Raw genomic sequence first — 11,252 nt, forward strand, 5'->3', positions numbered from 1 at the left:
CTGACAGCGTCAGGGGCGCCGCGACCATGCTTTCCAGAAGCGGGCTTGGGCGCTTGAAGCCTGCTCCTGCTCCTTCGCGTGCAGCCGGCCGTAGCTGAAGGTGTTCTCCCCGCGCAGGTAGGCTTCGACCCCGCCGCGCTTGAGCAGGCGATCACGGGCGATGACGCTGTCGTGCTGTTCGCCCAGGATGGTCTGCAGCTTCTGGGCGAAGCGGCTCACTCGGGCCGAGCGCTTGGGGCTGAGCGGATGCGCCGTCTCGGCCGCGTAGCGCAGCCGCTTGGCGCGCTTACGAGCGGTGTGCAGGGCGAGATCCCGTTCCGATCCAGGCACGGTCTTGGCGGCCAGGCGCACGGCTCGGCGCAATTTCTTCCACTCCTTGGTGACCAGGGCCGGTACGACGACCCGGGCGTCCTGGTCGGCCGCGGCGGTGAACGGCGGAGTGGCGACGAGGGAATCGAGGGCGTCGAGCAGTCGAAAGTAGCGGTGGCTGTCGAGGGCGGTGACGAGCGTGAGTTGCGCGGAGTGGGCATCCGTTTCGGAGCGGCTTTCGAGGCGTTCGCGAATCGGGCCGAGGAGCAGCGCGGGGGATTCGCGATCGAGCAGGCCGACCAGGTGCCGCTGCAGTACCTCTTCGTCGCGAGAGCCGCCGAGCACGGCGGCGAGCCAGCCGAGTTCGGTGCGGAGATGCTGCACGACCACGGGATCAACGAGCGAACGATAGGTGGCCAGCACCGAGCGTAGCCGACGGGTGGCCACGCGCATCGCGTGCACAGAGCCGGCAGCGTGCTGGCGAACCTGCGGGTCGTGCCGGCGGATGACACCGATCTGCTCGGTCAGGCTGGCCAGCAGAACGTTGCCGGCCGGGCCGTTCCGGGTGGGACGGCGCTGCTTTGTGGTGCTCTCTGCCGGGAACCGGTCGCCGAGGGCGCGGGCGAGCTTGGAGGCGTGCTGTGACACGAGGATGCCGCCGCTCGCGAGCACAGACTGGCCAGCATCGAGCAGGTCCTCCGGTCCGTCGACGAGTTCGATCTCCCATTCACGCCAGGCGGCCGAGGCGGGTTCGTGAAGGAGCCGTTGGGCCTCGACCCGGTCGTCGCAGAGCACGGCGAGGGTTTCGCCGCCGGCGCCGATCAGGGCGTGCACGACGCGGGTGGTGCCGAGGTGCACCACGGGAACGAGCGGGGAGTCGCGGGTGTAGACCCGCACGAGCTGGGCGAGCGACCCGGGTACGGCATCCGCTTCGTCCTGCAGGTGTTTGCCGATGGGAGCGTGTACTTCGCGTCGGCGTCCGACGCCCTGCGGCAGTTTGAGGTGCCAGCCCGCGTCGTCGCCGCCGGTGCGGCGGCGCAGGGTGATGTGCGCACGCGCCAGCACGAGGTCGTTCGTGTCGAAGTAGACGGCCGCGAGGTCATGGGTTACCGGTTCGGCGACGGCCTGCACGCCGGGCAGATCGTTCAAGCGCGGCAGCAGGGCCAGCTCGTCGACGTCAAACTTAAGTTCTATCTCGATACCACCATTAGCGTCCACGGTTCAAACCTAGCGCGGTCGCGCCAGGCTTGAACCGTGCGGTGGGTCAGGCGTTGGCGAGCCACAGGTCGGGGCCGAAGATTTCATAGTGGATGCGATCGGCTGGCACGCCGGATTCCAGCGCCTGGGAGCGCAGGCTGCGCATGAACGGGAGCGGTCCGCACAGGTAGATCGAGGCATCCGCCGGGATGGTCACGTTCGCGAGGGACATGAAGCCCTCGTGGTGGCCAGCGCTCGGGATCTCCAGCCAGAGCTCGAGTTCGGCCGCCTCGAGCAGGGCGACGTCTTCGTTCATCTGGTCGCGCAGCGCCCAGCGCTCGAGGGTACTCTCGGCGTGCAGCACGAGCACCTCGCGCTTGGAGCCGGTGTCCACCAGGGAGCGCAGGATGGAAGCGCTGGGCGTGCAGCCGATTCCGGCCGAGGCCAGGATCAGCGGTCCGGTGCCGTGGTCGAGGGTGATGTCGCCGCACGGAACGGAGAGGATGAGGGTATCGCCGACCTGCACGTCGCGGTGCAGCACGGGGGAGACCTCACCGTCGGCATCGAGCTTCGTGGTGAAGACGCGGGTCGTGGCCGTGCCGGCCGAGAGGGAATACTGACGCACCTGACGGATGCCGTCGGGCATGACCGCGGTGACGCTGACGTACTGGCCTGGCAGGGCGGGCGTCACGGGGGTATCGTCGGCGGGTTCGAGGGTGAACGTTATGGCGTCGGTTCCGGCCGCTTCCTTCTTTACGACGATCCACGGGGCGAGCGGCTTATCGCTGGCGAGGCCGGAGTAGAGGCCCTTCTCCATCTTGATCAGGGCGTGGGCCATCAGCCAGTACACCTCGGTCCAGGCGGCGGCGATCTCGGCGGTGATGACGTCGCTGAGTTCGTCGGCGATGCCCTCGAAGAGGTACTTGTAGACGATGTCGTACTGCTCGGGCTGAATATCGAGCGAGACGTGCTTGTGGGCGATGCGGGAGAGCATGGCCTCTGGCGTGGTGTCGGGGTTCTGCAGCAGATGGGTCGCGAAGACGGCGATGCTGCCGGCCAGCGCCTGCTGCTGCGAGCCATTCTTCTGGTTGGACCGGCTGAACAGCCCGTCGAACAGTTCGGGGTGGGCCGTGAGCATGCGGTGGTAGAAGTTTTTCGCGATCTCGGGCATCCGCTCACCGACCAGCGGCAGGGTCGCTTCGATGAGTGGTTGGGACTGGGGCGAAAGCATGAATACTCCTTCTGCGTGTCGGCACCCGTTTGTGGGGGCCTTCATTAAAAGTAGCATTTGATATACCAATTAAACGGGTGTTTTCTACAAGTCGTAGAAATTAGGGACTTTAGTCCTACCGCACCAAACCCAGTTCGACCAGCACTGGACCGTTCGCTTTTCCGTGCGGGAGGCTGGAGATAACGAGGTCATCCAGCTCGCGGTAGAAGGCTTCCCGCGCGCGGCGCAGGGCGCCGCGGAGGCCGCATCCGCTGATCAACGGGCAGGGACCGTTGGGGGTGTCGCAGGCGGCGAGGTCGGTGCGCGTGTCGAGGGTGCGCAGGAGCGCTCCAACCGTGACCTCACGGCCGAGCGCGCTGATACGCACGCCGCCGTTTCGGCCGCGCAGCGCCTCGACCAGACCGAGTTCGCGCAGGCGCAGCAGCGCCTTGCTCACGTGGTTGTAGGGCGTGCCGACCTCGGCGGCGACGACCCGCGAGGTGAACGTCACGCTCTCCGGTGCCGCTGTAAGCAGCATGACCACCCGCAGGCAGACGTCGGCAAAAGCGTTGATCCTCATGCCTCAACTGTAAGGGCGACGGTTCCACTGTCGATATGAGAGAGAATGGGGTAAGTGAACACTGAGTCGGAGACGCTGTTTGAGATAATCCGCTTTGTGGACCTGGCTGGCGTGCTGGCCAACGCCATTCTTGGCGGCGTCGCGGCCCGCACCGCACGCCTCGATATTGTCGGTTTCGTGGTGCTCGCGATTATGAGCGGGCTCGGTGGCGGAATGATTCGCGACACCCTGCTGCAGCAGGGCACCCCGGCCGCCCTGCTTGACCCGGCCTACCTGATCTGCGCGATTCTCGGCGGGGTCATCGCGTACTTCGTCACGTTCAACGGCCGCTGGACCCGACGCGTGCTGCTGCTGCTCGACGCGCTCGCCGTGGGCTGCTGGTCGGCGGTGGGTGCCCAGAAAGCGCTCGAGGCCGGTCTCGGCTGGCTGCCGGCCATTCTGCTCGGCATCATCACCGCGGTCGGCGGCGGCATGGTGCGCGACATCATGCTGCTCAAGGTGCCGACGATTTTCGGCGGCAACACGCTCTATGCCACGAGCGCCCTGCTGGCGAGTACCGAGATGGTCATTCTAAGCAAGCTCGGGTTCGTGGCGATCGGAACCGCCGTAGCCATTCTCAGCGGCTCGGGGCTGTCGCTGCTGGCCAAACGCTACGGCTGGATTCTGCCGACCGGCTACGCACTGCGCATACCGAAGCCCATTCTGCTGCTGAATCCCCGGGCCTGGCGCCAGCGCCGGCTCGACGCGCGCAACGCCCGCAACGGCATTTTCCCCGACGATCCGGGTGCGTCGGTCTAACTGGGCTGCGTGGGATTCAGAACCGCGAGCGTCGCCGCGTGCAGCAGTCCGTTGGTGGCCAGGGCGCTGCCGTGCCACGGGCCGGGCTGGCCGTCGGCCGAGGTAAAGGTGCCCCCGGCCTCCTGCACGATCGGGGCCAGAGCCGCCATGTCGTAGGGCTGCAGGTCGAATTCGCCGGCCACGTCGAGGTGGCCTTCGGCCAGCAGCATGTACGACCACATATCGCCATAGGCGCGGGTACGCCAGACCTGGCGGGAGAGCGTCACGAGCTCGTCCAGGTGCCCGGCTTGGTCCCACTGCTGCAGGCTGCCATAGCTGATGGAGGCCTCGGCGAGGGTCTCGATGCCGGAGACGTGCAGGCGGGTGGGGGCGGCATCCGCTTCTCGTCTATCGCTTGACCAGGCGCCGCTGCCGGCCGCGGCCCACCAGCGTTTACCAAGGGCGGGGGCGCTGACCACGCCGAGAACGGGCACGCCGTCAATGGCGAGGGAGATGAGGGTGGCCCAGATCGGGATACCACGCAGGAACCCGGCGGTGCCGTCGATGGGGTCGATGATCCACTGGCGCGTGGTCGACCCGGCCGTGCCGAACTCTTCGCCGAGGATGCCGTCGTCGGGGCGGTGCTCGGCGAGCAGGGCGCGGATGGCGCGCTCGACGGCCTGGTCGGCATCCGTTACCGGGGTGCGGTCGGGTTTGGTCGTCACGACGAGGTCGAGCGCGGTGAAGCGGGCGCGGGAGATGGTGTCGGCGGCGTCGGCGAGGGCCAGGGCCAGCTGGAGGTCGTCGGAGAGGGCGTAAATTCGCGGTTCGGTCACCCTTCCAAGGATAGTAATTTCGTGAGCGGATGCCGGTCCTTCGTGCGTTCCCGCCTCGATTGGCGTCGGGCCCCCGTAGGGTGTTAGGGTTACACGTTGCCGCGGGTCATTCCCGGCTTTCGTACGCACCTCTAGCTCAATTGGCAGAGCAACTGACTCTTAATCAGTGGGTTCCCGGTTCAAGTCCGGGGGGGTGCACCACCAGCCCCGCCGTCACTGCTTTTGCAGTGCGGCGGGGCTTTTTTGTACCGTTTCGCGGCTCTGCGCGCCCGATCTCGTGGCACGTGTTTGCGAAGGTGGCACTGGTTTGAACACGTGCCAACTTCTCAAACGCGGGCCATGAAGAATGTCGCGCCACCGCACCTCGTTAGACTGGGCCGCACCGCACCTCCGACCCGCAGCGACGCGGAAAGGTCCCTATGCCCCGCACGGATTCGATCACCACAACCTCCGATGACAGCACGAGGGCGGCGTCGGCGACCGGCGCCGGCGCATCCGCTGTCTCTGACAACGAGGTGCTGCTGCAGCGGGACGGCCCGCTGGCCCGCATCGTCCTGAACCGGCCGAATGCCCTCAACGCTCTGACGCACGGCATGATCCGCACCATCGCCGCAGCCCTCACCGACTGGGCCGACGACCCCGCCGTGCAGACCGTGCTGCTCACCGGCAGCGGTGACCGCGCCCTCTGCGCCGGCGGCGACATCGTCTCGGTCTACCGCGACGCCCGCACCGACCCCGACGAGAACGCCCGATTCTGGGCCGACGAATACACCCTGAACGCCCAGATCAAGCGGTACCCCAAACCGTTCGTCGCCCTGATGGATCGCATCGTGCTCGGCGGGGGAGTCGGCCTGTCTGGTCACGCTTCGCACCGCGTCGTCACCGAACGCACCAAACTGGGAATGCCGGAGACCACCATCGGCTTCGTACCCGACGTCGGCGGCACCTACCTGTACTCGCGGACCCCTGGCGAACTCGGCACCCACCTCGCCCTCACCGCCGCAACCATGACCGGCGCCGACGCCATCGCTCTCGGCCTCGCCGACAGCTTCGTCGAATCCACCCAACTCGAATCCCTCGCCGACGCCCTCAAGCGGATGCCCGCTGCCGCGGCCATCGCCGAGCACGCGTCGACCGTGCCGCCGGCCCCACTGCTGGCCGAGCGCGCCTGGATCGATGAGTGCTATGCCGGCAACGACGTGGCCACGATCATCGACCGGTTGCAGACATCATCCGTCACTGCGGCCGATGACGCGGCCGCCGCGATTCTGGCTAAGTCGCCCACCGCGCTGCGCGTCACCCTCGAATCCCTGCGTCGCGCCCGCGATCTCAGAACCCTCGAAGAGGTGCTCGAGCAGGAATACCGAGTGTCGCTGCGCATGGTGGCCGGCCACGATGTGATCGAGGGTATTCGCGCCCAGGTCATCGACAAGGACCGCAACCCGGCGTGGCAGCCGAGCACGCTGTCCGACGTCTCCGACGCCGACATGCAGGCGTACTTCGCACCGCTGGGAGAGCGCGAACTGCGCTTGCCGCGCAGTAAGACCCACGAAACCAGACAGACCACCGAACGAGAGGCCACCGCGTGAGCGACAGCACCCAGCCCGAGAGCATCGACACCTACAAGAACATTCTGCTTGAACGCCACGGCCGGGTCGGCGTCATCACCCTGAACCGTCCGAAGGCGCTGAACGCCCTCAACTTCGCCACCATGCAGGACGTCGTCGGTGCCGCGACCCGGCTCGACGCCGACCCCGAGATCGGCGCGATCGTCATCACCGGCTCTGAGCGGGCCTTCGCGGCCGGTGCCGACATCAAGGAGATGTCGACCATGAGCTACATGGATATGTATCTCAAGGACTGGTTCGCCGGCTGGGACCGCCTCGCAGCCGTGCGCACCCCGGTCATCGCCGCCGTCTCCGGCCACGCCCTCGGCGGTGGCTGCGAACTCGCCCTGATCTGCGACTTCATCATCGCTTCCGACACCGCCACCTTCGGCCAGCCCGAGATCAAGCTCGGGGTCATCCCGGGCATGGGCGGCTCCCAACGCCTCACCCGCGCCGTCGGCAAGGCCAAGGCCATGGAAATGATCCTCACCGGCCGCACCATCGACGCCGTCGAAGCCGAACGCGCCGGCCTCGTCGCCCGAATCGTGCCCGCCGCCGACCTGCTCGCCGACGCCCTCGCCACGGCCACCGAGATCGCCGCGAAATCGGCGCCGATCGCCATGCTCGCCAAGGAGGTCGTGAACGCGGCCTACGAGACGATGCTGGGGGCCGGCATCCACTTTGAACGTCGCCTGTTTCACTCCGTGTTCGCCACCGACGACCAGAGCGAGGGAATGGCCGCCTTCGTCGAGAAGCGCCCCGCGGTCTTCACGAACCGTTAGCGGTCTTCCAGCTGTACTCATTCTCGGGACGCCCCGGCGTACCGTAGCGGGGAGCGCGCAGCACGAGGCCGGTGTCGGCCAGATACTCCAGATACCGCCTCGCCGTGACGCGTGACAACCCGAGCGGCTTCATGAGCTCACTCGCCGACACCGGCGCGACCTGTGCCTGAAGGTAGGCGACCACCGGGTTCAGGGTCGACTCGGCCAGCCCCTTGGGCCTCGGTATGTCGGTCGGAGCGCGCAGGCTCGCAAAGGCATGGTCGACCGCTGACTGCGTCACAACGGATGCCTGCCCATTCAGTTCCGCACGAAAATCACGGTAACTGGACAATTTCGTGGCGAAGGTGGAGTAGGTGAATGGCTTGATCAGGTACTGCACCACCCCGGCCGCGATCGCCCCGCGCACATTCTCCAGGTCCCGCACCGCGGTGATAGCGATGATGTCCGTGGCCAGACCGGCCGCCCGAATGCGCCGACTCACGTCGAGCCCGTGGCTGTCGGGCAGGTTCATGTCCATGAGCACGAGGTCGATCGGAGTGCCGGCCGAGGCGGCCGCCGCGACCCGGCGAAACGCGTCCTGGCCGGTACCGGCCGTGCCGACGAGCTCGAACCCGGCCAGCCGCCCGACATAGACGGCATGGGCCTCGGCAGCGAGCGGTTCGTCCTCGACGACGAGCACGCGAATGCGCGGCAGCGATGACTCAGGCATGGTCGACCTCGGCAGGATATGCACGAATGACAGCGGGAATGACGACCGTGAAGACGGCGCCCTCACGTCGCCCGATTGTCAGCGTGCCGCCGAGGCGGGTGACCGCCTGCCGAACCAGTGCGAGGCCGAGACCTCGACCACCCACTGAGCGACCGGGCGTCGTGACGCCGGTACCCGTGACGCCGGTACCCTTGGTACTGAACCCGAGCCGCAGCACATCGTCGATCACCTCTGGTGCCACACCGGCGCCGCTGTCGGCCACCTCGATCGTGACGGCCTGCTCGGTCGATGACACGGTGACCGACACTCGACGCGGGTCCGCGCCGGCGGCCGCCGCGTCGAGGGCGTTATCGACCAGGTTGCCGAGCACCGTGACCAAATCCTGAATGGACAGCCCCGACTCGGCGAGCGTGCCAGACGCCGTCACGGTAAGGGTGATCCCCAGCTCGTTGGCCTGCGCCGATTTGCCCATGATCAGGGCACTGATCACCGGTTCGTCGACCGAACCGACCATCTCGTCGGCCAGCCGCTGACTCAACTCGAGATCCTCGGTGGCGAAGTCGAGAGCCTGATCGGTGCGACCGAGTTCCATGAGCGACACGATGGTGTGCAACCGGTTGGAATGCTCGTGGGTCTGCGCCCGCAACGCGTCGGAGAGGGTCTGCATAGACTGCAACTCGCTGCCCAGGGTTTGCAGATCAGTGTGGTCACGAATCGTCGCCACAAATCCCATCGGGGTCGCCCTGGAGCGACTGGCCGAAGCCACGGCCGGTTCCTGGCTGACCACCAGCACCCTCGTGCCGGTCACATGAATCTCATCGTGCGCCGAGCGACCGCTCCGCAGCAACTCACCGAGGCTCGGCGGCAGGCTCAACTCGGCCAGGGCGGGCGGGGGCGTGGCGCTGCCAGCAGCCGGCCGCGGCGGAATGCCGAGCAGCTGCGCCGCCTGGTCGTTGTAGAGCACGAGGTCGCCGTGCAGGTCGACGAGCACGAGTCCCTCGCGCACCGAGTGCAGCACCGAGTCGTAGTAGACGAACAGCTGCGCGAGACGTTCAGGACCCCACCCGAGCGTGACTCGCCGCAGGTAGCGGCCGAGCAGCCAGGTCACTACCGATCCCGAGGCGAGCAGCCCGAGCGCCAGCCCCAGTACCGACGGCAGCCGGGCGTTCAGGGCGATCGTGATGTTGCTCGTCGTGGTGCCCACCGCGACCAGCGCGCGAACGGTGCCGCCGGCATCCGTTACCGGTACGACGGCGCGAACGGATGGCCCGAGCGTTCCCGTGCTGATTTCTGTGAAGGCCGTTCCGGACAGAGCCGGTTCGATCGCACCGATGTAATCCTTGCCGATCTCAGTCTGCGTCGGATGGGTCCAGCGGGTGCGGTCGGGGGCCATGATCGTGATGAAGTCGAGGCCGGCATCCTGGGTGAGATCGAGGGCATAGGGCTGCAGCGTCGCGCTCGGGTCGGCCGACTCGCTGGCCGCGAGTACCAGCGGACTGTCGGCGATGGCGGTGGCGACCGCGAGCATCCGGTCACTGGTTTCGTCGTAGCCGCGATCGCGGGCATCCACGAAGAATGCTGTTCCGACGAAGACCGTGAGCACCACGATGAACAGCGCGTGCGCGAAAAAGAGCCGCTTGGCGATGCTCCATTCCCTACGCACTGCCGGCCCCTCTCTTCGTTTCGTGAACAATATGACCGTAACCGTGCGCGAACGAGCGGCAGCGACCAGTGTGGATCCATTGCAGCAGCCGGAGCCCGTGGTGGGCCAGGTTAAGCCTAGACATAGGAGTCTGACATGGCATCGACGCCATCAACCCGTACCAAACTCATCAAGTCCGGCAAGCCGAAGAAGAAGATCGACTCGTCGCACTACCTCTACATGGCCGTCATCGTCGCGGTCGTGCTCGGTATCGTCGTCGGCCTGGTCTGGGGCGGAGAGAAAGGCTTCGCGGTCTCGCTCAAGCCGCTTGGTGACCTGTTCATCGCGCTGATCCGAATGATGATCGCCCCGATCATCTTCTGCACGATCATTCTCGGCATCGGCTCGATCGCCAAAGCTGCTACCGTCGGCAAAATCGGCGGCCTGGCCCTCGGCTACTTTCTGATCATGTCCACCTTCGCACTCGGCATCGGCCTGGTCGTTGGCAACATGATTCACCCGGGCGAGGGCATCAACCTCGCCGACGCCACCTACAAGGCCACCGAATCCGCTGACACCCAGTCGTTCCTGCTCGGAATCGTGCCCACCACCCTGTTCTCGTCGCTGACCAGCGGCAACATTCTGCAGACTCTCATGGTGGCCCTCATCGCCGGCTTCGCCCTGCAGCGCATGGGACCGGCCGGTAAACCGATTCTCGAGGGAATCGCCCACGTGCAGGCTCTGGTCTTCCGCATTCTGATCATGGTCATGTGGCTTGCCCCGATCGGCGCCTTCGGCGCCATCGCCGCCGTCGTCGGCGCCACCGGAATCCAGGCCGTGATCAGCCTGTTCACACTCATGGTGGCCTTCTACATCACCTGCATCATCTTCATCGTGGTCATTCTCGGCGGCCTGCTCAAGATCGTCACCGGCGTGAACATCTTCAAGCTGATGCGCTACCTCGGCCGCGAATACCTGCTGATCGTGTCAACCTCCTCCTCCGAGGCCGCCCTGCCGCGCCTGATTGCCAAGATGGAACACCTCGGCATCTCCAAGCCCGTCGTCGGTGTCACCGTGCCCACCGGCTACTCCTTCAACCTCGACGGCACCGCGATCTACCTCACCATGGCGTCGCTGTTCATCGCCAACGCGCTCGGCCAGCCGCTCGCCCTCGGCGAACAGATTGGCCTGCTCGTCTTCATGATCATCGCCAGCAAGGGAGCCGCCGGAGTCTCCGGTGCCGGTCTCGCCACCCTGGCCGCCGGGCTGCAGGCGCACGCCCCGCAACTGGTCGGCGGTGTTGGTTTCATCGTGGGCATCGACCGGTTCATGTCCGAAGCGCGCGCGCTGACCAACTTCACCGGCAACGCCGTGGCGACCGTCATGATCGGCTCCTGGACTAAGGAGATGGACCGGGTGCAGGTGGATCGCGTGCTCGACAAGCTCGAACCGTTCGATGAGCGCACCATGCTGACCCACGGCCACGTGAGCGCCGCCGAGACCCAGCGCAGCACTGAGCAGGCCGCGCAGTCGCAGATCCTGGACCGCGTCTAGCAGAAATCGCTGGCTGAAAAATAGCCAGCACTAGACTCGCGCTAAGGGT

The 11,252-nt window shown here is 66.5% G+C and carries 10 protein-coding genes and 1 tRNA gene; 5 read left to right on the forward strand and 6 right to left on the reverse strand.

Translation table 11 applies throughout. The features are described from left to right. Positions 1-9 precede the first annotated feature (9 nt). The 3 genes from BLS91_RS14000 to BLS91_RS14010 form a co-directional block, all read right to left on the reverse strand. Positions 10-1,527 carry a CYTH and CHAD domain-containing protein gene (locus BLS91_RS14000; RefSeq protein ID WP_092341386.1) on the reverse strand — a complete coding sequence of 506 codons (1,518 nt, stop codon included), beginning with the start codon at positions 1,525-1,527 and terminating at the stop codon, positions 10-12. Positions 1,528-1,573: 46 nt separating this feature from the next. Continuing rightward, a complete protein-coding gene (locus tag BLS91_RS14005; RefSeq protein ID WP_092341387.1) occupies positions 1,574-2,737 on the reverse strand; it encodes a globin domain-containing protein in 1,164 nt (387 codons plus the stop codon). A 115-nt stretch (positions 2,738-2,852) separates the two neighbouring features. After that, on the reverse strand, positions 2,853-3,296 hold the full coding sequence (locus tag BLS91_RS14010; protein ID WP_092341388.1) for an RrF2 family transcriptional regulator: 444 nt from the start codon (positions 3,294-3,296) through the stop codon (positions 2,853-2,855). Between the two features lie 54 nt (positions 3,297-3,350). Between BLS91_RS14010 and BLS91_RS14015 the strand changes: the two genes are divergently transcribed. Further along, the gene (locus tag BLS91_RS14015; protein ID WP_092341389.1) at positions 3,351-4,094 is read left to right on the forward strand and encodes a trimeric intracellular cation channel family protein; all 744 of its coding nucleotides are present in this window, start codon (positions 3,351-3,353) and stop codon (positions 4,092-4,094) included. Here the strand turns inward: BLS91_RS14015 and BLS91_RS14020 are convergent. Then, positions 4,091-4,909 (reverse strand): inositol monophosphatase family protein, encoded by an 819-nt coding sequence (locus tag BLS91_RS14020; protein ID WP_092341390.1) that lies wholly within the window; start codon positions 4,907-4,909, stop codon positions 4,091-4,093. The genes BLS91_RS14015 and BLS91_RS14020 overlap by 4 nt on opposite strands. A 125-nt stretch (positions 4,910-5,034) precedes the next feature. On the opposite strand from BLS91_RS14020, the gene BLS91_RS14025 reads away from it, so the two are divergent. The 3 genes from BLS91_RS14025 to BLS91_RS14035 all read left to right on the forward strand — a co-directional run bounded on the left by BLS91_RS14025 (position 5,035) and on the right by BLS91_RS14035 (position 7,298). Then, a tRNA-Lys gene (locus tag BLS91_RS14025) sits at positions 5,035-5,110 on the forward strand. Between the two features lie 218 nt (positions 5,111-5,328). After that, on the forward strand, positions 5,329-6,498 hold the full coding sequence (locus tag BLS91_RS14030; RefSeq protein ID WP_092341391.1) for an enoyl-CoA hydratase/isomerase family protein: 1,170 nt from the start codon (positions 5,329-5,331) through the stop codon (positions 6,496-6,498). A gap of 23 nt (positions 6,499-6,521) precedes the next feature. Beyond that, positions 6,522-7,298: an enoyl-CoA hydratase gene (locus BLS91_RS14035; RefSeq protein ID WP_092341453.1), complete on the forward strand. Its 777-nt coding sequence runs from the start codon at positions 6,522-6,524 to the stop codon at positions 7,296-7,298. Here the strand turns inward: BLS91_RS14035 and BLS91_RS14040 are convergent. After that, positions 7,285-7,992, reverse strand: coding sequence for a response regulator (locus BLS91_RS14040; protein ID WP_092341454.1), 708 nt, complete (start codon positions 7,990-7,992; stop codon positions 7,285-7,287). The genes BLS91_RS14035 and BLS91_RS14040 overlap by 14 nt on opposite strands. Positions 7,993-7,999: 7 nt before the next feature. Next, positions 8,000-9,670 (reverse strand): sensor histidine kinase, encoded by a 1,671-nt coding sequence (locus tag BLS91_RS14045; RefSeq protein WP_092341392.1) that lies wholly within the window; start codon positions 9,668-9,670, stop codon positions 8,000-8,002. A 135-nt stretch (positions 9,671-9,805) separates the two neighbouring features. On the opposite strand from BLS91_RS14045, the gene BLS91_RS14050 reads away from it, so the two are divergent. Then, positions 9,806-11,203, forward strand: a complete 1,398-nt coding sequence (locus BLS91_RS14050) for a cation:dicarboxylate symporter family transporter (RefSeq protein ID WP_092341393.1) — start codon at positions 9,806-9,808, stop codon at positions 11,201-11,203. Positions 11,204-11,252: the final 49 nt, after the last annotated feature.

Origin of the sequence: Cryobacterium flavum (assembly GCF_900103805.1) — a bacterium.
Taxonomy (GTDB): domain Bacteria; phylum Actinomycetota; class Actinomycetes; order Actinomycetales; family Microbacteriaceae; genus Cryobacterium; species Cryobacterium flavum.

Bases quoted from the DNA above. Each gene is read 5' to 3' on its own strand.
- BLS91_RS14050 (WP_092341393.1), top strand. From the start codon at position 9,806: ATGGCATCGACGCCATCAACCCGTACCAAACTCATCAAGTCCGGCAAG.
- BLS91_RS14005 (WP_092341387.1), bottom strand. From the start codon at position 2,737: ATGCTTTCGCCCCAGTCCCAACCACTCATCGAAGCGACCCTGCCGCTG.
- BLS91_RS14010 (WP_092341388.1), bottom strand. From the start codon at position 3,296: ATGAGGATCAACGCTTTTGCCGACGTCTGCCTGCGGGTGGTCATGCTG.
- BLS91_RS14030 (WP_092341391.1), top strand. From the start codon at position 5,329: ATGCCCCGCACGGATTCGATCACCACAACCTCCGATGACAGCACGAGG.